Here is a 21,253-nt window from a genome sequence, read left to right on the forward strand (position 1 = left end):
TCGGCCTTTGGCACCTTTGTGTCCTTCACGCGGCCCTCGCGAGTCGGTGACGGGGACCATCCGCCAGCCAATCGGAAGCACGGGAAGAGATGTCCGCACCCAATAAGTCGTACGACCCTGTCGAGGTCGAGGCGTTGAAACCGGAAGAGATCGAGCGCATGCGGGACGAGGCGCTCGCCGCCTTCGCCGCCGCGGGCTCCCTCGACGCGCTCCACGAGGCCAAGGTCGCCCACACCGGCCCCGCCTCCCCGCTGGCCCTCGCCAACCGCGAGATCGGCGCCCTGCCCCCGCACGCCAAGGCCGAGGCCGGCAAGCGCGTCGGCATGGCCCGCGGCGCCGTGAACAAGGCCCTCGCCGGCCGCCAGGGCGAGCTGGAGGCCGAGCGCGACGCCCGTGTGCTGGTCGAGGAGGACGTCGACGTCACGCTGCCGTACGACCGCGTCCCGGCCGGGGCCCGGCACCCGCTGACCACGCTCTCGGAGCGCATCGAGGACGTCTTCGTGGCCATGGGCTACGAGGTCGCCGAGGGCCCCGAGGTCGAGGCCGAGTGGTTCAACTTCGACGCCCTCAACATCGGCCCGGACCACCCGGCCCGCGGCGAGGCCGACACGTTCTTCGTCGAAGGCCCGAACGGCGGCACCGAGTCCGGTGTCGTGCTGCGCACCCACACCTCGCCCGTCCAGATCCGCTCCCTGCTCGGCCGCGAGCTGCCGGTCTACGTGATCTGCCCGGGCCGCGTGTACCGCACCGACGAGCTGGACGCCACGCACACCCCGGTCTTCCACCAGGTCGAGCTGCTCGCCGTGGACGAGGGCCTGACCATGTCGGACCTCAAGGGCACCCTGGACCACATGGTCCAGGCGCTGTTCGGCGAGGGCATGAAGACCCGGCTGCGCCCGAACTTCTTCCCCTTCACCGAGCCGTCCGCCGAGATGGACATGCTCTGCTACGTCTGCAAGGGCGAGTCCGTCGGGAACCCCGACCGGCCCTGCCGCACCTGCTCCAGCGAGGGCTGGATCGAGCTGGGCGGCTGCGGCATGGTCAACCCGAAGGTGCTGGCCGCCTGCGGCGTCGACCCGGAGAAGTACAGCGGCTTCGCCTTCGGGTTCGGCATCGAGCGGATGCTGATGTTCCGCCACAACGTCGAAGACATGCGAGACATGGTCGAGGGTGACGTCCGGTTCACCCGGCCGTTCGGGATGGAGATCTGATGCGGGTCCCGCTTTCTTGGCTGCGGGAGTACGTCGACCTGCCGGCGACGGAGACCGGCCGCGACGTCCAGGCCAAGCTCATTTCCGCAGGTCTTGAGGTCGAGACCGTCGAGCACCTCGGCGCCGACCTCAAGGGCCCGCTGGTCGTGGGTCAGGTGCTGACCATCGAGGAGCTGGAGGGCTTCAAGAAGCCGATCCGCTTCTGCACGGTGAACGTCGGCCAGGCCAACGGCACCGGCGAGCCCCAGGAGATCGTCTGCGGCGCCCGCAACTTCGCGGTCGGCGACAAGGTCGTCGTGGTCCTCCCGGGCGCCACCCTGCCGGGCGGCTTCTCCATCGCCGCCCGCAAGACCTACGGCAAGACGTCCCACGGCATGATCTGCTCCACCGAGGAGCTGGGCATGGGCGACGACGGCAACCACGGCATCATCGTGCTGCCGCCGGAGACCGAGGTCGGCAAGGACGCCATCGAGCTGCTGGAGCTGGTCGACGAGGTCCTGGACATCGCCGTCACCGCCAACCGCGGCGACTGCCTGTCCATCCGTGGCGTCGCCCGCGAGACCGCCATCGCCTACGGCCTGCCGCTGCGCGACCCGGCGCTGCTCGACGTACCCGGCCCGAACGCGTTCGGCTACCCGGTGCAGGTCTCCGACCCGGCCGGCTGCGACCGCTTCACCGCCCGCACCGTCACCGGTCTGAGCCCCGAGGCACGCTCCCCGATCTGGCTGCAGCGCCGGCTGCAGAAGGTCGGCATGCGCCCGATCTCGCTCGCCGTCGACGTCACGAACTACGTGATGATGGAGCTGGGCCAGCCCCTGCACGCCTACGACCGCGGCCTGGTCCAGGGCACCATCGGCGTGCGCCGGGCGGAGGAGGGCGAGAAGCTCGTCACCCTCGACGGCGTCGAGCGCAAGCTGCACGCCGAGGACCTGGTCATCACCGACGAGCGCGGCCCGATCGGCCTCGCCGGCGTCATGGGCGGCGCCAACACGGAAATCGCCGACCACGACGACCTCGAGAACGCCACGTCCGACGTGGTCATCGAGGCCGCCCACTTCGACGAGGTCGCGATCGCCCGTACCGCCCGCCGCCACAAGCTGTCCTCGGAGGCCTCCCGCCGCTTCGAGCGGGGCGTCGACCCGGAGGCCGCCGCGGCCGCCGCGCAGCGGACCGTGGACCTGCTGGTGCTGCTCGCGGGCGGTACCGCCGAGGCCGGCGTCACCGAGGTCGTCGCACCCTCCGCCCCGCACACGATCACCGTCCAGGCGAACCACCCGGACAAGGTCGCGGGCGTCGACTACGGCCGCGAGACCGTCGTCCGCCGCCTGCAGGAGATCGGCTGCGACGTCTACGGGCAGGACGAGCTGATCGTCACCGTCCCGTCCTGGCGGCCCGACCTCTACGAGGCGAACGACCTGGCCGAAGAGGTCATCCGTCTGGAGGGCTACGAGAACCTGCCCTCCACACTGCCCAAGCTCCCCTCGGGCCGCGGCCTCACCCACCGGCAGCGGCTGCACCGCCGGGTCGGCCGCGCCCTGGCCGGCGCGGGCTTCGTCGAGGCGCCGAACTACCCGTTCGTCGGCGAGCAGGTCTTCGACCACCTCGGCCTGGCGGCCGACGACCCGGCCCGCCGCGTCGTGAAGCTGGTCAACCCGCTCAACGACGAGGAGCCCGCGCTCCGTACGACCCTGCTGCCCGGCCTGCTGGGTGCCCTGCGGCGCAACGCCGGCCGTGGCTCGCACGACCTGGCGCTCTTCGAGACCGGCCTGGTCTTCCTGCCGCACGAGGAGCAGCGCTCCGGTGGCCACCTGTCCGTCGACCGTCGTCCCACCGACGAGGAGATCGCCGAGCTGAACGGCGCGCTGCCCGAGCAGCCGCGCCATGTGGCTGTCGTCCTCGCCGGGGCCCGTGAGCAGGCCGGCTGGTGGGGCGGTGGCCGTCCGTCCGGCTGGGCCGACGCGGTCGAGGCGGCGCGCGCCGTCGCCCGTGAGGCCGGTGCGGAGCTGGTCGTGCGCAAGGGGCAGTACGGTCCCTGGCACCCCGGCCGCTGCGCCGAGCTGGTGGTCGTCGCCGACGGCACGGAGCGGGTCGTGGGCCATGCGGGAGAACTCCACCCGCGGGTCCTCAAGGCCCTGGGGCTGCCCGAGCGCACCTGCGCGACGGAGCTGGACCTGGATGCGCTGGAGGCGGTGGGCGACGGTGTGCCGCAGGCGCCGTCCATCTCGTCCTTCCCGGTTGCCACGCAGGATGTCGCCCTCGTGGTCGACAAGCCCGTTCCCGCAGCTGAGGTCGAGGCGGCGCTGCGTTCCGGTGCGGGGGAGCTGCTTGAGTCCATTCGGCTGTTCGACGTGTACGAGAACGCTGCACAGCTCGGCGAGGGCAAGAAGTCGCTGGCGTACGCGTTGCGCTTCCGCGCGGCGGACCGGACGCTGACCGTCGATGAGGCTTCGGCTGCTCGGGATGCGGCTGTTGCCCTGGCGGGCGAGCGTACGGGTGCGGTTCTGCGGGGCTGATCGCCGTTGGGGTTCTGTTTGCGGCCGGCTGCGGGTTCGCCGTGGCCGGTCGCGCCCAAGCGGCGGAGCCGCATAGGGAACACAGCCCCGCGCCCCTGAGGGAGTCGACCCCGCCGGCAGCTGCATAAATGCGGGTTGGCCTGGGAGTTCTCACTCGTTCGGGTGGGAATCGGGAGGGATCTGGCCCTCCCGGGCCATGCCTCTCGACAGAATCGGACCGGCCTTTCGGGGTCGGTCCGTCTGCTCTGTCAGGCCCACATGGGGGACCAGAGGCATGATCCGCATCAAGGCACGGGCACCCACCGCGCGGGGAGCCGTACTGCCCACGGTCTGGGGAGCCGTGGCGGTCACGTACAAGTTCGGCTGCCCGCTCGCCCAGCAGGAGGGGCTCGGTGCGCGCATCGTCACCAGCGCCGTGTTCTTCGCCGTCGGCACCGGACTGATATTCCATGTCCGCCATGCCCTGCTGCGCGAGCTGAGGCAGGTCCGCCGGGTCGCCGGCGCCGCCCAGAGCGTGCTGTTGCGGCCTCTGCCGCCCCGGCTCGACGGGCTGAACGTGGCGGCCGCCCAGCTGTCCGCCGACCGCGGCGCGGCCGTCGGCGGTGATCTCTACGAGGCCGTCGCCACCGAACACGGCGTCCGCGTGGTCATGGGCGACGTACGCGGTCATGGTCTCGCCGCCCTCGGCACCGTGGCCGCCGTCCTCGGCAGCTTCCGTGAGGCCGCCCACGACGAGGCCGAACTCACCCATGTGCTCCGGCGGTTGGAGCGGGCCCACGCCCGTCACCTGCGTGAGCGGGCCCGCACCGAACACCCGTGCAACGGTGCCCAGGAGCCCGAGCACCCGGTTGCCGAGGAGTTCGTCACCGTCCTGCTCCTGGAGATCGCCCGGGACGGCGAGGTGCGCGCCCTCAACTGCGGTCACCCATGGCCGTACCTGCTCAGCGGCACCCGGGTGGAGCCCTTCACCGCGGCCGATCCGCTTCCGCCCCTGGGTCCGTTCCCACTCCCCGCGGAGCTGGAGGCGCACTCGTGCGGGCAGTTGCTCCCCGGGGATTCCCTGGTCCTCTTCACAGACGGGGCGGAGGACGCCAGGGATGCCCACGGCCGGTTCTTCTCACTGCCGACAGCGCTGAGGGAGGCGGTGCACGATCACCCGATGACGGCCCAGACGGTCCTCCGCACGGTCTTCACGTCCCTTCTGCACCACACAGCCGGCCGACCCACGGACGACGTAGCGGTACTGGTCCTACGGAACGACCGAAGAAAATTCGAGTTCTCAGGGGCGCGCGCAAACGGCCAAGCCGCCGCTTTCTGAGGGGGAGCCGGCGGCTTGGCCGGCCTCTTGCGAGGACTCTCAGTCAACCGGCAGAACACGCTCCGCAATAGCGTGCACACGCTGCGGATGCGCGCACTCCGTTCACACCCCGTGTGAAAGCGGACGCACTACGCTGACGGCACCAGGCCACTCGGGGGGCAATCCATGCAGCCCAACACTCTGCTCGACGCGATCCTGGACGAGGCGGGGATCTCGCACGCCGGTCTCGCCGCCCACGTCAACCAGGCGGGCCGGCGACGGGGCCTCGCGCTCCGGTACGAACACACCGCCGTGGCACGGTGGTTGAAGGGGCAGCGGCCACGCGGCCAGGTGCCCGACCTGATCTGCGAGGTGCTCGCCGGACGGCTGCACCGGCCGGTCACCCTGGACGACATCGGCCTCGGGGTGCCCGGCGAGCCCAGCACCCCGCACACCGGCTCGCTCTCCGGCTTCGTGGAGCGGGCCACCGCCCTGTGGCGCTCCGACGAACAGCAGCGCCCACATGTGCTCGGCGCTCCCGCGGTCACCGGCACCCCGGCCGTGATGCCGGTGTGGGAGTGGGAGAACCCGCCCGAGGACGTGGACGTCTCCCGCGGCGGCCGGCACCGGGTCACCGCGGCCGACATCGAGATGCTGCGCGCCGCCCGGACGCACTACGAGCAGATGTACCGGAAGGCGGGCGGTATCGCGACCCGCACCCGGATCGTCGGGTTCCTCAACGCCGAGGCCGCTCCGCTGCTGCGCGGCAGCTACACCGACGCCACCGGCCGCCAACTGCACCGGGCCACCGGCGGGTTGGTGGCGATCGCGGGCATCTGCGCGTACGACTCCGACGCGCACGGTCTCGCCCAGCGCTACTTCCACCAGGCGCTCCGGCTGGCAAAGGCCAGCGGGGACCGAGGGCTTGGCGCGTACGTGATCGCGCTGCTCGTCAACCAGGCGCTGTTCATGAAGGAGTACCGGCAGGCCGTCGCCTTCGCCGAGGCCGCGCTGCGCGCCGCGGGCCCGCACATCACCCCGGCCCTCGCCTCCGACCTGTACGCGATGCAGGCGAAGGCGTACGCCCACCTCGGCGACAGCAGCAGCGCCCTGTCCTGCATCCGCCGGGCCGAGACGGCCGCCGACCGCATCCGGCGCGGGTACGAACCCGACGAGACCGGCTATGTCCAGCCCGGCCTGGTCAACGTCCAGGTGGCCGAGGCGCTGCTCAGCCTCGGTGAACTCGCCGCCGCGCGGGAGCACGCGGCGGCCGCGGTCGACAACCCCGCCCACGACCGGGGCCGGGTGCACCGGCTCGCCATGCTCAGCACCATCGAACTGCGCCAGGGCAATGCGGACAAGGCGGTGGTCACCGCCGTGCAGATGGCCGAGCAGGCGCGCGGGATGGAGTCCCAGCGGCTGCGCGACAGACTCCGCGCGGTGCGCGAGCACTTGGTGAACTGCGGCTCGGCCGGGACCGCCGAAGCCGCCGAACTCATCGACGGAGCACTGCGCGTACCGCTGTAGACCCACTGTGGGTACCCAGTCCCTGCTGCGATATTGCCACTTACTCGTCGGAAGGTGGCAGAACCGTGCAGTGGACGAAACAGAACGAACAAACTGTGTATGAAAACCGCTGGTTCAGCGTCAACCTCGCAGATGTCGAGCTGCCGGACGGCCGGCACCTCGACCACTTCCTGATCCGGCTGCGGCCGGTCGCCGTCGCCACGGTGGTCAACGAGGCCAACGAAGTCCTGCTCCTGTGGCGCCACCGGTTCATCACCGACAGTTGGGGCTGGGAACTGGCCGCGGGTGTGGTGGAGGACGGCGAGGACATCGCGAGCGCGGCCGCCAGGGAACTGGAGGAGGAGACCGGCTGGCGGCCGGGGCCCCTGCACCACCTGATGAGCGTGGAGCCGTCCAACGGCCTCACCGACGCCCGGCACCACATCTACTGGTCCGACCGGGGCGAGTACGTCGGACATCCCGTGGACGACTTCGAGTCGGACCGTCGCGCATGGGTCCCCCTCAAAGTCGTCCCCGACCTGATCGCCCGAGGGGAGGTCCCGGCCGCCAACATGGCGGCCGCGTTACTCCTGCTGCATCACATGAGGCTCGCGGATGGTTAGTGGGCCAGCGCCTGCCAGACCGTCACGACCAGCGCTCCCAGAGCCGTGAGCGCGGCGACCGAGGGCAGCGGCCAGCGTGCGTGTTCCAGCGACCTCATGCGCGTGTGCAGTGCGTCCAGTTCCTTGGCGGCCTCCTCGGTGCGATGACTGAGCAGGGCGAGTCCTCCCTCGACTCTGGCGTACGCCACGTCGAGGCGGCGCCGTAACTCTGCGAGTTCTCCATGGACCACGGGATGCTCCGGATCGGCGGTCACGGGTCCACTCCTTTCCGTAGTCGAATCTGGTTGTTCCGCATCCCTTGCATGCGCATGAGGAGTCAACTCGCCTGGTGGGCGCGTGGGGAGCGTGTGCGAAGGGCATATGCGTGCCCGGCGCGCACACGGTGTGTGAAACAGATGGGCCCGGCACCGAAATCGGTGCCGGGCCCTGGAGCGTCGCTCCTTGTAATCAGCCGTAGGTGTAGAAGCCCGAGCCGGACTTCCGGCCGAGCCGGCCCGCCTCGACCATGCGCTGGAGCAGCGGGGGAGCGGCGTACAGCGGCTCCTTGTACTCGGCGTACATCGAGTTGGCGATGGAGACGATGGTGTCCAGACCGATGAGGTCGGACAGCCGCAGCGGGCCCATCGGGTGGGCGCAGCCCATCTCCATGCCGTTGTCGATGTCCTCGCGGCTCGCGATGCCGGACTCGAACATCCGGATCGCGGACAGCAGATAGGGCACCAGCAGCGCGTTGACCACGAACCCGGAGCGGTCCTGGGCGCGGATGGCGTGCTTGCCGAGCACCTTCTCGGCGAACAGCTGGGCGCGGCCGAGCGTGCCCTCAGAGGTGGTGAGCGCCGGGATCAGCTCGACCAGCTGCTGCACCGGGGCCGGGTTGAAGAAGTGGATGCCCACCACGTGGTCGGGGCGGGAGGTGGCGACCGCCAGCTTCACCAGCGGAATGGAGGAGGTGTTGGAGGCCAGGATCGCGTCCGGGCGGGTCAGCACCTGGTCGAGCACCTGGAAGATCTCCGTCTTCACCTGCTCGTTCTCGACGACCGCCTCGATCACCAGGTCACGGTCGGCGAACTCGCCGAGGTCGGTGGTGAAGCTGAGGCGCGCCAGCGTGGCGTCCCGCTCCTCCTCGCTGATCTTGCCGCGCTCGGCGGCCTTGGCCAGGGAGTTGTACAGCCGGGTACGGCCGATCTCCAGGGCCTCGCCGGTGGTCTCGGCGACCTTGACGTCCAGTCCCGCGCGGGCGCACACCTCGGCGATGCCCGCGCCCATCTGGCCGCAGCCCACGACTCCGACGCGCTCGATGTCGGTCACATCGTTCCCTTCGCTGGTGTTCTCCGGCTCCGGCAGGACCTCCGGGTTCGGCGCCTGCTCCGATCGTGCACGTTACCGCCAAGTATCGATGATCGATCGCCCGGGTGGGGCATCCTGGGGCGCGGAACGATCCGTGACGGCGCGGATCCGGAGCGTATGGGGGTGTGCAGATGGGGCGACTGTCACGGCGTGCGTTCGCGAGGGCGGCGCTGTCGACGCTGGCGACGGCCCAGGGCGCGGCTGCGGTGCCGGGGCCGCGGCACCGGCACTGGCCGTGGCCGCGCGCGGCCGCCGAGATGCGGGGTGTGTGGCTGGCGACCGTGTCCAACCGCGACTGGCCCTCCAAGGCCGGCCTCACGGCCGAGGCACAGCGCACGGAGCTGATCGCCCACCTGGACCGGGCGGTCCGCGACCGGCTCAACACCGTGATCCTCCAGGTGCGGCCCACGGCCGACGCCCTGTGGCCCTCGCCGTACGAGCCCTGGTCCGAGTACCTCACCGGCACCCAGGGCAGGGACCCGGGCTGGGACCCGCTGGGCACCGCCGTGCGGGAGGCGCACGCCCGCGGCCTGGAACTGCACGCCTGGTTCAACCCGTACCGCGTCGCCAACCACACCGACCCGACCCGGCTGGCCGCCTCGCACCCGGCCCGCCGGCACCCGGACTGGGTGGTGCCCTACGGCGGGAAGCTCTACTACAACCCGGGCCTGCCCGAGGTCCGTGCCTTCGTGGAGCAGGCCATGCTCGACGCGGTCGTCAGGTACCCGGTGGACGCCGTCCACTTCGACGACTACTTCTACCCGTACCCGGTCGCCGGGCAGACCTTCGACGACGACGCCGCGTACGACCGGTACGGCGGCGACTTCTCCACCCGGGCCGCCTGGCGCCGCGACAACATCGACAGGCTGGTGCGGGAGACGGCCGCGGCGATCAAGCAGGTCCGGCCCGGCACCCGGTTCGGGATCAGCCCCTTCGGGGTGTGGCGCAACGCCGCGACCGACTCCCGCGGCTCGGACACCCGGGCGGGCGTGCAGACGTACGACGACCTGCACGCGGACACCCGTATGTGGGTGCGCAACCACTGGATCGACTACATCGTCCCGCAGCTCTACTGGCACATCGGCTTCGCCGCCGCCGACTACGCGACCCTGGTCGACTGGTGGGCGAAGGTCGCCGAGGGCACCAAGACGCAGCTGTACATCGGGGAGGCGCTGTACAAGGCGGGGGCCGCGGGGCAGCCCTCGGAGTGGCAGGACCCGGTCGAACTGTCCCGGCACCTCACGCTCGCCGGGGGGTATCCGCAGGTGCGCGGCCATGTGTTCTTCGCCGCCAAGGACGTGGCGGCGGATCCGGTCGGGGCGATGGCGCGGGTGGTCGCCGACCACTACGGGCAGCCGGCGAAGCCACCGCGCTGAGCTATGACGGCCGGGTTTCCTTGTGCCGGATCTCGGTGTCGGGGCCGGGGGAGCAGATGCCCGTGTGCCCGTCCTGGAAGCGGACGCGGTACGGCGGCTCGCCCTTCTGGCCCATCACTTCGACAATCTCGCCGATCTTGTCGTGTTCGCCGACCACCCTGCCGTGCTGGACAAGCTGGTCGCCGACGGTTGCGCGCATCAGGCCCTCCTCACGGTCACGACCGTTGCGTGACGGCGATGCAGACGAGCACGGCGACAGCGGTCAGCGGAGCGGCCGCCGTAAGGTGCTCGCCCAGGAGCAGCGCCGACCACACCAGTGTGAGCAGCGGCTGGGCCAACTGCAACTGGCTCGCCTTCGGGATGCCGATGGCCGCCATCCCGCGGTACCAGACGACAAGACCGAGGAACTGCGAGACCACCGAGACCCACACCAGACCCGTCACCCCGTGCACGGTGAAGTGCACCGGCTCGTACGACAGCGCCAGCGCGGCGGCCGGCAGGCTCAGCGGCAGGCACAGCACCAGCGCCCAGCCGATGACCTGCCAGCCGGGCATGACCCGGGCCAGCCGCCCGCCCTCGGTGTAGCCGGCCGCGCACACCAGCAGCGCGGCGAACAGATAGCCGTCGGCGGCGGTGAGCGCGCCGCCGCTCTGGCCGAGGGTGAAGGCGAGCACGGCCGCGGCGCCCGTCAGCGCCGCCAGCCAGAACCGCCGCGAGGGCCGGTGGCCCATGCGCAGGGCCGAGCAGACGGCGGTGGTCAGCGGCAGCAGGCCCACCACGACGGCCGCGTGCGAGGTGGTCGAGGTCTGCAGCGCGAGCGTGGTCAGCATCGGGAAGCCGAACACCACTCCGGCGGCGACGACCGCGAGGCCCGGCAGATGCCGGCGGTCGGGCAGCGGCACCCGCAGCACCAGCAGACACCCACCCGCGATGAGCGCGGCAAGGACGCTGCGCACCGCCACCAGGGACCAGGGGCCGAAGCTCTCCAGGCCCCAGGCGGTGGACGGGAAGGTGAGGGAGAAGGCGGTCACCCCCAGGGCCGCCATCCCGGTGCCGAAGGACCGGTGCTCCCGGGGAGCGGGGACCGCTATCGCCGTCGCGGTAGTAGCGCTACTCTGTGCTCTCATGCATGAGCGTAGCAGTGTGGGCGAACTGGCAGAACAGCTGCGGCGGGAACTGGACCGCTACTCTCCAGGTGGAAAGCTCCCGTCGAGCAGGGCCCTGGTCGAGCGGTTCCGGGTGAGCCCGGTGACCGTCTCCCGGGCCCTGGCCCAGCTGGCCGCCGAGGGACTGGTGGTCACCCGGCCCGGCGCCGGCGCCTTCCGCGCCCGGCCGCATGCCGTGGCCGCGCCCGCCGGGGACACCTCCTGGCAGGAACTCGCGCTGAGCGCCGACGGCGCCTCCGACCTCGTACCGCGCACGGTGGACGCTTCCGGGGTCACGGTCTCGCTCACCACCCCGCCCCCGGGCGTGCTGGAGTTCAGCGGCGGCTATCCGCACCCCTCCCTGCAGCCCGAGCGGGCCATGGCCGCGGCCCTCGCCCGGGCCGGGCGGCGGCCCGGCGCCTGGGGGAGGCCGCCGCTGGAGGGGCTGCCCGAGCTGCGCGAGTGGTTCGCGCGCGGCATCGGCGGCGCGGTCACCGCGGCCGAGGTGCTGATCGCCGCGGGTGGCCAGGCCGCGCTGGCCACGGCCCTGCGGGCGCTGGCCCCGCCCGGTGCCCCGGTCCTCGTGGAGTCGCCCACCTACCCGGGCATGCTGGCCCTCGCCCGCGCGGCCGGACTGCGCCCGATCCCGGTGCCGGTCGACCCCGACGGCGTACGCCCCGACCTGCTCGCCGACGCCTTCCGGGCCACCGGCGCCCGGGTCTTCGTCTGCCAGCCCCTGTTCCAGAACCCGACCGGCGCGGTCCTGGCCCCCGACCGCCGCGCCGAGGTGCTGCGCATCGCCCGCGCCGCGGGCGCGTTCGTCGTCGAGGACGACTACGTACGGCGCCTCGTGCACGCGGACGCGGGCCCGCTGCCCCGCCCGCTGGCCGCCGACGACCCCGACGGCGTGGTCGTCCACGTCGGCTCGCTGACCAAGGCGACCTCGCCCAGCTTCCGGGTGGCCGCGCTGGCCGCGCGCGGTCCCGTGCTGGAGCGCCTGCGCGCGATCCAGGTCGTGGACAGCTTCTTCGTCCCCCGGCCGCTCCAGGAGGCGGCCCTGGAACTCGTCGGTTCCCCGGCCTGGCCCCGCCATCTGCGGGCCCTCTCCGCCGAGCTGAAGACCCGCCGCGACACCATGACGACCGAACTCGCCCTGCACCTGCCCGAACTGGCCCTGCCCCACATCCCCTCCGGCGGCTACCAGCTCTGGCTCCGCCTCCCCGACGGAGCCGACGAGGCCGCCCTGACCGCGGCCGCCCTCCGCGCGGGGGTCGCCCTCACCCCCGGCCGCCCCTACTTCAGCGCCGAACCCCCCGCGGGCCATCTCCGCCTGAGCTTCGCGGCGGTGGCGGGGACGGGGGAGATCGCGGAGGGGATACGGAGGCTGCGGGTGGCGTGCGACGAGGTGCTCTGAGGCAGGGTGTTCCCGGGCGGGAAGGCGGTCGTACCACCGGGTAAAACGAGTCGACGCCTGCCGTCCGCCCTGTGAGGATCCCCGCATGAGCGACGCACCCGACCTCCCCGACGGCTACGAGTTCTCCGCCGACACCTCCCGCGTGGACGTCGACCGTGTCCACGGCTGGCTGTCGACCGACGCGTACTGGGCGATCGGCCGCCCCCGGGAGAAGCACGAGCACGCGATGGCGTCCTCGATCAACTTCGGGGTGTACGCGACGGCCTCGGGCGAGCAGGTGGCGTACGCGCGCGTGGTGACCGACCGGGCGCTGTTCGCCTGGCTGGCCGATGTGTACGTCGATCCCTCGGTGCGCGGCACGGGCGTCGGCACGGCCTTCGTCGGCCGTATCCGGGACCACCTGCGGCCCTTCGGTCTGCGGCGCATCCTGCTGGCCACGGAGGACGCGCACGGGGTGTACGAGAAGCTGGGCTTCCGGCCGCTGGATCGTCCCGACCAGTGGATGATCCACCTCCCCCAGTAAGCGGGCGCACACCCTGGGTAACTCACAGACAACGGCCCTTGACCTGCGCACACCCGAGGCTCACCATCACCGCATGCCACTTCGGGTCACGTTCGTCGCCGCCGCGCGCAGTTCCCCGCTGCTCGCGGAGCGCTTCGAGGACGACCGGCCGCTGGACCAGGCCGGCTGGGACGAGGTGCAGCGCATGGCCTGGGACCTGCTGCCGCTGCGGGCCGCCGACCTGCGTTACTGCTCCCCGACCCCGCGCAGCCGTGCCACCGGCGACGCCCTGGGGTACGCCCCGCTGGTCCAGCTCGCGCTGCGCGACTGCGACATGGGCCGCTGGCGCGGGCTGACGCTGGGCGAGGCGATGGCCCGCGAACCGGACGCCGTGGACGCCTGGCTCGCCGATCCGCGCTCCGTCCCGCACGGCGGCGAGTCGCTGCTGGCCTTCATCTCCCGGGTCGGCGGCTGGCTCGACACGCGCCCGGTGGGCGACGGCGGCCGGATCGTCGCCGTCGCCGAGCCCTCGGTGATCCGCGCCGCCCTGGTGTACGCCCTGAAGGCGCCGCCCGCGACCTACTGGAACATCGACGTGCGCCCGCTCTCCACGACCACGGTGACGGGCCGCTCGGGCCGTTGGAACCTCCGTCTGGACGGTGTGTCGGCTCAGCCCTCGCGCACGTAGTCGGTGGTCAGCAGCAGCTCCTTCGCCGGTCCGCCGACCCGCCACACCGAGCGCCAGTGGTCGGCGTCCGTCACCGTGAACTCGCCCCGGTAGAGGTCGGCCGCGCAAGGGTGGTCGGCCACGTGCCGTCCCGAGGTCAGGTCCAGGTCGTGGAAGGGCCGGCCGTCCGCGAAACGGACGTCCGCCGTGCCCGGTGAGGCCCCGGGCAGGAAGCGCAGGGTGCGTGTCGCGGGCCGGGCCACGCCCTGCCAGGTGAAGGTGCCCGACTCCTCGTGCAGCAGTCCGCCGCCGGCGAGCGGGCTGAAGACGGTGACTCCCTCGAACCGCCCCTCGTCCCCGCTCGCCAGATCGCGCACGGTCCGCTCCACCCGCCAGCGTCCGGCCAGGTGGGCCAGGACATCGGCCACGGGCCAGAACCCGCCCATCATCACCCCTGTCTGTCCGCCCCATTGACGTGCTCATACCCCTTCCCTATCTTGCCGTTCGAAGTGCTGACCACTGTCTGATATTTCGAACAATCAAAGAGCCGCGGAGTATCCATGTCACGCACCACCCGCACCAGGCTGAGACTCGGCCTCACGGCAAGCGCTTTCCTGCTCGCCGCCACCGCCGTCCCGGCCCCCGCCCACGCCGCCGACGTCACCGACTACTCGATCACCGTCGACCCCACTGCCCAGGGCGCCACGATCGACAAGACGATGTACGGCGTCTTCTTCGAGGACATCAACCGCGCCGCCGACGGCGGTCTGTACGCCGAACTCGTGCAGAACCGGTCCTTCGAGTACTCCACCGACGACAACAGGTCGTACACGCCGCTGACCGCCTGGACGGTCTCCGGCACCGCGCAGGTCGTCGACGACGCCGGCCGGCTGAACGACCGCAACCGGAACTACCTCTCCCTGGGCGCCGGTTCGTCGGTCACCAACGCCGGCTACAACACCGGCATCGCGCTGGAGGACGGCAAGAAGTACGACTTCTCGGTGTGGGCCCGCGCCGAGGCCGGCACCACGCTCACCGTGAACCTCCAGGACGCCGGCGGCACCCTGGCCACCGCGCACACGATCGCCGTCAGGAAGAGCGGCTGGGCCCAGTACCGGGCCACCTTCACCGCGACCCGCACCAGCAGCACCGGCCGCCTCACCGTCGCCTCCTCGGCCGCCGCCGCGCTCGACATGGTCTCCCTCTTCCCGCGCGACACCTACAAGCACGAGCCGAACGGCCTGCGCAAGGACCTCGCCGAGAAGGTCGCCGCCCTGAAGCCGGGCTTCGTCCGCTTCCCCGGCGGCTGCCTGGTCAACACCGGCTCCATGCAGGACTACAGCGAGGCCTCCGGCTGGCAGCGCAAGCGCTCCTACCAGTGGAAGGACACCGTCGGCCCGGTCGAGCAGCGGGCGACGAACTCGAACTTCTGGGGCTACAACCAGTCGTACGGCCTCGGCTACTACGAGTACTTCCGCTTCGCCGAGGACATCGGCGCGATGCCCCTGCCCGTCGTCCCGGCCCTGGTGACCGGCTGCGGCCAGAACAAGGCCGTGGCCGACGACGCGCTGCTCAAGCGGCACATCCAGGACACCCTCGACCTCATCGAGTTCGCCAACGGCCCGGTGACGAGCGAATGGGGCGGGAAGCGCGCCGAGATGGGCCACCCGAAGCCCTTCCACCTCACCCACATCGAGGTCGGCAACGAGGAGAACCTGCCGAACGAGTTCTTCGCCCGCTTCACGCAGTTCCGCGAGGCCATCCAGGCGAAGTACCCGTACATGCGGGTGATCTCCAACTCCGGCCCGGACGACTCCGGCGCGACCTTCGACACGGCCTGGAAGCTCAACAAGGACGCCAAGGTCGACCTGGTCGACGAGCACTACTACAACAGCCCGCAGTGGTTCCTGCAGAACAACGACCGCTACGACTCCTACGACCGCAGCGGCCCGAAGGTCTTCCTCGGCGAGTACGCCTCCCAGGGCAACGCCTTCAAGAACGGCCTCGCCGAGGCGGCCTACATGACCGGCCTGGAGCGCAACGCGGACGTCGTCAAGCTCGCCTCCTACGCCCCGCTGTTCGCCAACGAGGACTACGTCCAGTGGCGGCCGGACCTGGTGTGGTTCAACAACCACGCCTCCTGGGGCTCGGCCAACTACGAGGTCCAGAAGCTGTTCATGACCAACGTGGGCAGCCGGGTGGTGCCGTCCACCGCCACCACCACCCCGGACGTCAGCGGCCCCATCACCGGCGCCGTCGGCCTGTCCACCTGGAACACCAGCGCCGCCTATGACGACGTGAAGGTCACCGCCGCCGACGGGAGCACCCTGCTCAGCGACGACTTCTCCGGTGACGCCTCGAAGTGGACCCACACCGGCGCCGGCAGCTGGAGCGTCCAGGACGGGCAGTACGTCGAGACGTCCGACACCGCCGAGAACACCATGGTCCAGGCGGGCGACCCGTCCTGGCACGACTACGACCTGCACGTGAAGGCCACCAAGAAGTCCGGCAAGGAGGGCTTCCTCGTCGCCTTCGGCGTCAAGGACACCGGCAACTACTACTGGTGGAACCTGGGCGGCTGGAACAACACCCAGAGCGCGGTCGAGCAGGCCGTGGACGGCGGCAAGTCCACCCTGATCTCCAAGGCGGGCTCGGTCGAGACCGGCCGGGCCTACGACATCGACGTCAAGGTGCGCGGCCGCCAGGTCACCCTGTACCTCGACGGGCAGCAGTGGGGCAGCTTCACCGACGACAGGCCGGCCGAGCCGTTCCGCCAGGTCGTCACCCGGGACGCGAAGACCGGTGAGCTGATCGTCAAGGTCGTCAACGCCCAGGCCTCGGCGGCCCGTACGGCGATCGACCTGGGCGGCGCCAAGGTCGCCCGCACGGCGAAGGTGACCACGCTCGCCGCCGCCCCCGACGCGGTGAACAGCGAGACGTCCACGGCGGTCGCCCCCGAGACCTCCACGTTCACCGGAGCGGCGGGGAAGTTCACCTACACCTTCCCGGCGAACTCCATCACCTTCCTCAGGATCAAGCAGAAGTAGCCGCGGCCGGTGCGGGCTGCTGTCCGAGCGGCAGCAGCCCGCGCTCGGCGAACACCTTCTTCGCCACGAAGGTGGCGTTCAGCGCCTTCGGCATGCCGCAGTAGACCGCGGAGTGCAGCAGCGCCTCGGTGATCTGCTCGGGCGTGAGGCCCACGTTGAGCGCCGCGTTCACGTGCACGTCCAGCTGGGCCTCGCAGCCGCCGAGCGCGGTGAGCATGCCCAGGGTGACCAGCTGCCGGTCGCGCGGGGCGAGCCCGGGCCGGTCGTAGACCTCCCCGAAGGCCCACGCGACGATCTGGTGCCCCAGCTCCGGGTTGATGTCGGCGAGCGAGTCGACGACCCGCTGCCCGGCCTCGCCGTCGACCTTCTTCAGCACCTCCAGGCCGTGTGCGAAACGCTCGTCACGGGTGGTGCTCTCGTTCATGTGTCCGCTGGTCATGACGAGGACGGTAGAACCTGGAGTGCGCTCCAAGTCAAGCGCTGCTCGATTCACTTGCAGAACACCCATCGGAAATCCTTTGTTTTCCTTGGCGTCATGAAATTCACGCGGTGTTTTCCGTATTCGGAAGAAGTCGCCTCACTTTTCGGTGAGCACACAACCAACGGGAAACGTGCCCCGTCTAAGACGGCGAATCGACGAGGCATACATTCCGTGGGGGAGCGCCGAAAATGCAATTCCGACCGAGGCGTGCCGCCGCCCTGCTCGCCGCGGCCGTCACGATCACGGCGTTCTGCGCCGCCGACGCCCTCGCCCGCAGCTACCCCTTCGGCCCCCGCACCCGCAGCGTCAACGACCTGGGCAACCAGTACGTGCCCTTCCACGCGCACCTGTGGGACCTGCTGCACGGCAGGGCGGACGGCGGTCTCCTCGTCAACTGGCAGTCGGGTTACGGCTCCAGCTTCCTGCCCGACCTCGGCACCTACCTCGGCAGCCCGTTCGCCCTGCTCGTGGCCGTCTTCCCGCGGGACGAGATCGACCTCGCGGTGTACGTCGTCACCGTCCTGAAGACCGCCTCGGCCGCGGCCGCCATGGCCTGCCTGCTGCTCACCCTGCGGCCGGGGCGCTGGTGGGCGGCGGGCCTGCTCGGCACCTCGTACGCACTGTGCGGCTGGAGCGTCGCCGACGCCTCCTACAACCCGATGTGGCTCGACGGGCTCATCGCCCTGCCCCTGCTCTGCCTGGTCGGCGAATGGGCGCTTGCGGGGCGCCGCCGCCGGCTCGGCGTCCTGGTCGTGGCCCTCGCCTGGACCGCCAACTTCTACACCGCCTACATGGCCACTCTGGGAGCGGGCCTGGTCCTGCTGCTGCGCCTGGTGCTGGCCGACCTGCCCCGCCGGCGGGCGCTCGCGGCGGCCGGCCGCGCCGCGCTCACCGTCGTCCTCGGCGTGGGCCTCGCCGCCCCGCTGGTGACCGTCATCTACTTCGGCACCCAGCACGCCTACCCCGGCCGCGTCCGCCAGTTCGCCCCGGTGGCGAGCGAGGACGTGCTGGCCCGGCTGCTGCCCGCCACGTACGGCTTCGGCTCCCCGGCCGTCTACGTGGGCGTCACGGCCCTGCTGCTCGCCCTCGCCCTGCCGTTCCACCGCGCGGTCCCCGCCCGGGTGCGCACCGGCTGGACGCTCCTCGTGCTGGCGGTGACCCTGTCGATGCAGTGGGCGCCGACCCACCTGGTCTGGCACGCCTTCGCCACCCCGCAGGGCAGCCCCTACCGCCAGGCGTTCGTGCTGTGCGGGCTGCTGGTGATCGCCGCCTGGCACGCGCTGTCGTACGGCCCGCCCGACCGGCGCGCGCTCGCTGCGGCGGCCGGGCTGCTCGCCCTGATCACCCTCGTCGCGAGCCGCAGCGACCTGGTACGGCCCTTCGCCTGGCCGGTGCTGCTGCTCGCCACCGCCGGCGCGCTCGGCGGACTGGCCCTGCTCGGCCGCGCCGACGCCGGGCAGCGCTCCCGGCTGGCCGGCCTCGCCGTCGTACTCCTGCTCGGTGCGCAGCTCGGCGAGACGGCCGCCACCTCCGCCGTGGCCACCCGGCTGCGCCTCGGGCACCTGGACGACTACGCGCCCTGGGGGCAGCGGCAGCAGCGGCAGGCGGAGGCCATCGCGGGGGCCGACGGCTGGCCCCGGTACCGTACCGACCCCGGACGCGAGCAGACCGTCGGCAACGACCCGCTGCTGGTGGGCGGCCAGGGTGCCCAGTACTACAGCAGCCTGACCTCCGACGTCCTCAGCCGTACGCTCACCGCGCTCGGTGACGGCTGGACCTCGCGCGGCCGCAGCGTGCAGAGCCTGGACAACGCCGTCACCGACGTCATCTTCTCGGTCGGCGCCCGGGTCCACTCGCCGCCCGACCCGCACCAGAAGCACGTGGCGCAGGACGCCGGCCCGGTGACCGTGACCCGGCAGGACGTGCCGCCGCTGGTGACCGTGCGGACCGCTCCCGACCGGGCCCCCTTCGGGCCGTCGCCGTACCGCAACCAGGAACTGCTGCTCGGCAGCCGCGTCTACACCGTGCCCCGCATCGCCGTGCACGGCGACACCGGAAAGCCGGCCCGGGGAGGCCGGGTCGGGTCCGGGAACGCCGTGACGAGGCCGACGATCACGGCCCGCTGCCCGGCCGGGACCCAGGTGTACCTGTGGGCCCCGCACTACTCGGGCACGGCACGGCAGCACGGCGCCGGCACCGAGGCCCGCTTCCGCTTCGAGTACCCGCGCAACCGCGCCGCGATGGCGCCGCTCGGCCCGGCCCCGGCGTCCGGGCGGCTGCGCATCGAGCTGACCCCGGACCGCCCCGGCCGTATCCCGGGCGGTGCGATCGGCTGCCTGGACACCGCGCGCCTGCGCACCGCGGCCGCCCGCCTGAAGGCGACCGCCGCCACCGAGGTGACCGTCTCCGACGGCACTCTGCGGGCCCAACTGCCTCCGGGCAGCAGGGGGATCGCCGTCGTCGCCGCGCCCCGGATCGCGGGCTGGCGGTGCGCCACGGGCGGCGGCCGGGAACGGCCCGCGGGGGAGTACCACGGGCTGATCGCCGTCCCCCTCGACGGCGACTCCACCTCGCTGACCTGCACCTTCCACCCGCCCGGCCTGCGGCTGGGCACGGCCGTCGGGGGCGCCTCGCTGCTCACGCTCGCCCTGCTCGGCGCCCTCACCGCCGTGCGCCGCAGACGCGTCCCGGCACCGTCCACGACCACACCAGCGCGCGAGCGCGTGACCACCGCCCGCTGACCGCGCCCCAGGGGGGACCGCCATGCTGATATCGATCGTCGCGCCCTGCTACAACGAGGAAGACGTCCTCGAACGCTTCCACCAGGAGGTCCAGAAGATCGCGGACGAGCTGCTGCCGCTCGGCCACGACATGGAGTTCGTGTACGTCGACGACGGCAGCCGTGACCGCACGCTCGCCGTGCTCAGGCACCTCGCCGACTGCGACTCGCGGGTGCGCTACGTCTCCTTCAGCCGCAACTTCGGCAAGGAGGCGGCCCTGCTCGCGGGCCTCAGGCACGCCTCGGGCGACGCGGTCGTCGTCATGGACGCCGACCTCCAGCACCCTCCCGAGCTGATCAAACGGATGGTGGAGCTGCGAGGCCAGGGCTACGACCAGGTCATCGCCAAGCGCAGCCGCACCGGCGACCGCCTCACCCGCACCCTCACCGCCCGCCTGTACTACCGGCTCATCAACCGGCTGGTCGACGTCGAACTCGTCGACGGCGTGGGCGACTTCCGCCTGCTGTCCCGCCGCGTGGTGGACGCGGTCCTGAACCTCACCGAGTACAACCGCTTCTCCAAGGGCCTGTTCGCCTGGGTCGGTTTCCCGAGCACCACCTTCGAGTACGAGAACGCGACCCGCGAGGCCGGCACCAGCTCCTGGTCCTTCCGCAGCCTGCTCAACTACGGCCTCGACGGCCTGCTGTCCTTCAACAACCGGCCGCTGCGCGCCGCCCTCTGGCTCGGCATGGGCCTGCTGCTGTGTGCCGGGGTGTACACCGCCTGGATCGTGGGCGCCGCGCTCGTCAACGGGGTCCAGACGCCCGGCTATGTGACCATCATCACCGCCGTCACCGCCCTCGCCGGCGTACAGATGGTCATGCTGGGAGTCATCGGGGAGTACACCGGCCGCATCTACTACGAGGTGAAGGGACGCCCGCACTTCCTGGTGAAGGCGACCAACGTGGAACGGACGAAAGACCTCATCCCTTGATCTCGCGACAGATCCTCACCTTCGCCGCGGTCGGTGTCGTCAACACGGCCACCTACTACGTTCTTTACCTGTTGTTCCTCACCTGGCTGCCCTATCTGGCCGCGCATATTCTGGCATTCCTGATCAGCATGATCGGATCCTTTTTCCTGAACGCCCGCTTCACCTACCGGACGCGGCCGACCTGGCGGAAATTCCTGCTGTTCCCGCTGACGAACGCCACCAATTTCCTGATCACCACCGCGGGTGTGTACGTGATCGTCGACGTCCTGCACGCCGGCAGCCGCTTCGCCCCCCTCCTCGCCTCCGCGGCGGCGATCCCGGTGACCTTCCTCGTCTCCCGCCGGATCATGCTGTCCCGCCGCCCCGAGGCCGAGCCGATTGCATAAAAGTGCAGCGATACGTATAGTCAT

The 21,253-nt window shown here is 71.4% G+C and carries 19 protein-coding genes; 13 read left to right on the plus strand and 6 right to left on the minus strand.

Annotated features, from left to right (window positions below; translation table 11 throughout):
• Positions 1 to 89 precede the first annotated feature (89 nt).
• The 5 genes from pheS (at position 90) to BEK98_RS14315 (ending at position 7,150) form a co-directional block, all read left to right on the plus strand.
• A complete protein-coding gene (pheS, locus tag BEK98_RS14295) occupies positions 90 to 1,211 on the plus strand; it encodes a phenylalanine--tRNA ligase subunit alpha (RefSeq protein ID WP_094216871.1) in 1,122 nt (373 codons plus the stop codon).
• The gene (pheT, locus tag BEK98_RS14300) at positions 1,211 to 3,724 is read left to right on the plus strand and encodes a phenylalanine--tRNA ligase subunit beta (RefSeq protein WP_094216872.1); all 2,514 of its coding nucleotides are present in this window, start codon (positions 1,211 to 1,213) and stop codon (positions 3,722 to 3,724) included. Before pheS ends, pheT begins: the two co-directional genes overlap by 1 nt.
• A gap of 274 nt (positions 3,725 to 3,998) precedes the next feature.
• A complete protein-coding gene (locus BEK98_RS14305) occupies positions 3,999 to 5,042 on the plus strand; it encodes a PP2C family protein-serine/threonine phosphatase (RefSeq protein ID WP_094216873.1) in 1,044 nt (347 codons plus the stop codon).
• Between the two features lie 165 nt (positions 5,043 to 5,207).
• The gene (locus BEK98_RS14310; RefSeq protein ID WP_094216874.1) at positions 5,208 to 6,548 is read left to right on the plus strand and encodes an NsdA family TPR-like regulatory protein; all 1,341 of its coding nucleotides are present in this window, start codon (positions 5,208 to 5,210) and stop codon (positions 6,546 to 6,548) included.
• Positions 6,549 to 6,613: 65 nt separating this feature from the next.
• Positions 6,614 to 7,150 (plus strand): NUDIX hydrolase, encoded by a 537-nt coding sequence (locus BEK98_RS14315; RefSeq protein ID WP_208643101.1) that lies wholly within the window; start codon positions 6,614 to 6,616, stop codon positions 7,148 to 7,150.
• On the opposite strand, the gene BEK98_RS14320 is transcribed toward BEK98_RS14315, so the two are convergent.
• Complete coding sequence (locus tag BEK98_RS14320) at positions 7,147 to 7,404, minus strand: hypothetical protein (RefSeq protein ID WP_094216876.1); 258 nt, start codon at positions 7,402 to 7,404, stop codon at positions 7,147 to 7,149. The genes BEK98_RS14315 and BEK98_RS14320 overlap by 4 nt on opposite strands.
• 193 nt (positions 7,405 to 7,597) lie before the next feature.
• Complete coding sequence (locus BEK98_RS14325) at positions 7,598 to 8,458, minus strand: 3-hydroxybutyryl-CoA dehydrogenase (protein WP_094216877.1); 861 nt, start codon at positions 8,456 to 8,458, stop codon at positions 7,598 to 7,600.
• 170 nt (positions 8,459 to 8,628) lie between these two features.
• Between BEK98_RS14325 and BEK98_RS14330 the strand changes: the two genes are divergently transcribed.
• Entirely contained in the window at positions 8,629 to 9,873 is a 1,245-nt protein-coding gene (locus tag BEK98_RS14330; RefSeq protein WP_208643102.1) for a glycoside hydrolase family 10-like protein, read from the plus strand.
• A 1-nt stretch (position 9,874) separates the two neighbouring features.
• Here the strand turns inward: BEK98_RS14330 and BEK98_RS14335 are convergent, their stop codons facing one another.
• Complete coding sequence (locus tag BEK98_RS14335; protein ID WP_094216879.1) at positions 9,875 to 10,072, minus strand: DUF1918 domain-containing protein; 198 nt, start codon at positions 10,070 to 10,072, stop codon at positions 9,875 to 9,877.
• A 16-nt stretch (positions 10,073 to 10,088) separates the two neighbouring features.
• On the minus strand, positions 10,089 to 11,000 hold the full coding sequence (locus tag BEK98_RS14340) for a DMT family transporter (RefSeq protein ID WP_094216880.1): 912 nt from the start codon (positions 10,998 to 11,000) through the stop codon (positions 10,089 to 10,091).
• On the opposite strand from BEK98_RS14340, the gene BEK98_RS14345 reads away from it, so the two are divergent.
• From BEK98_RS14345 to BEK98_RS14355, 3 genes are all read left to right on the plus strand, one after another.
• Complete coding sequence (locus BEK98_RS14345; protein ID WP_208643103.1) at positions 10,999 to 12,432, plus strand: aminotransferase-like domain-containing protein; 1,434 nt, start codon at positions 10,999 to 11,001, stop codon at positions 12,430 to 12,432. The genes BEK98_RS14340 and BEK98_RS14345 overlap by 2 nt on opposite strands.
• A gap of 85 nt (positions 12,433 to 12,517) precedes the next feature.
• Positions 12,518 to 12,955, plus strand: coding sequence for a GNAT family N-acetyltransferase (locus BEK98_RS14350; protein WP_094216882.1), 438 nt, complete (start codon positions 12,518 to 12,520; stop codon positions 12,953 to 12,955).
• A gap of 73 nt (positions 12,956 to 13,028) precedes the next feature.
• The gene (locus BEK98_RS14355) at positions 13,029 to 13,622 is read left to right on the plus strand and encodes a histidine phosphatase family protein (protein WP_094216883.1); all 594 of its coding nucleotides are present in this window, start codon (positions 13,029 to 13,031) and stop codon (positions 13,620 to 13,622) included.
• On the opposite strand, the gene BEK98_RS14360 is transcribed toward BEK98_RS14355, so the two are convergent.
• On the minus strand, positions 13,604 to 14,047 hold the full coding sequence (locus BEK98_RS14360; RefSeq protein WP_094216884.1) for a DUF6314 family protein: 444 nt from the start codon (positions 14,045 to 14,047) through the stop codon (positions 13,604 to 13,606). The two genes, BEK98_RS14355 and BEK98_RS14360, sit on opposite strands and share 19 nt — an antisense overlap.
• Before the next feature lie 114 nt (positions 14,048 to 14,161).
• Between BEK98_RS14360 and BEK98_RS14365 the strand changes: the two genes are divergently transcribed.
• On the plus strand, positions 14,162 to 16,648 hold the full coding sequence (locus BEK98_RS14365) for an alpha-L-arabinofuranosidase C-terminal domain-containing protein (protein WP_094216885.1): 2,487 nt from the start codon (positions 14,162 to 14,164) through the stop codon (positions 16,646 to 16,648).
• On the opposite strand, the gene BEK98_RS14370 is transcribed toward BEK98_RS14365, so the two are convergent.
• Positions 16,635 to 17,072, minus strand: coding sequence for a carboxymuconolactone decarboxylase family protein (locus tag BEK98_RS14370; RefSeq protein ID WP_094216886.1), 438 nt, complete (start codon positions 17,070 to 17,072; stop codon positions 16,635 to 16,637). The two genes, BEK98_RS14365 and BEK98_RS14370, sit on opposite strands and share 14 nt — an antisense overlap.
• Positions 17,073 to 17,317: 245 nt before the next feature.
• On the opposite strand from BEK98_RS14370, the gene BEK98_RS14375 reads away from it, so the two are divergent.
• Genes BEK98_RS14375 through BEK98_RS14385 form a run of 3 tightly spaced genes read left to right on the plus strand, consistent with a single transcriptional unit; the run spans position 17,318 to position 21,229 of the window.
• Complete coding sequence (locus BEK98_RS14375) at positions 17,318 to 19,870, plus strand: YfhO family protein (protein ID WP_094216887.1); 2,553 nt, start codon at positions 17,318 to 17,320, stop codon at positions 19,868 to 19,870.
• 22 nt (positions 19,871 to 19,892) lie between these two features.
• A complete protein-coding gene (locus BEK98_RS14380) occupies positions 19,893 to 20,843 on the plus strand; it encodes a glycosyltransferase family 2 protein (RefSeq protein ID WP_094216888.1) in 951 nt (316 codons plus the stop codon).
• Positions 20,840 to 21,229 carry a GtrA family protein gene (locus BEK98_RS14385; RefSeq protein ID WP_094216889.1) on the plus strand — a complete coding sequence of 130 codons (390 nt, stop codon included), beginning with the start codon at positions 20,840 to 20,842 and terminating at the stop codon, positions 21,227 to 21,229. The genes BEK98_RS14380 and BEK98_RS14385 overlap by 4 nt, the downstream gene beginning before the upstream one ends.
• Positions 21,230 to 21,253 lie beyond the last annotated feature (24 nt).

Source organism: Streptomyces diastatochromogenes (genome assembly GCF_002242805.1).
In the GTDB taxonomy this organism is placed as follows: domain Bacteria; phylum Actinomycetota; class Actinomycetes; order Streptomycetales; family Streptomycetaceae; genus Streptomyces; species Streptomyces diastatochromogenes.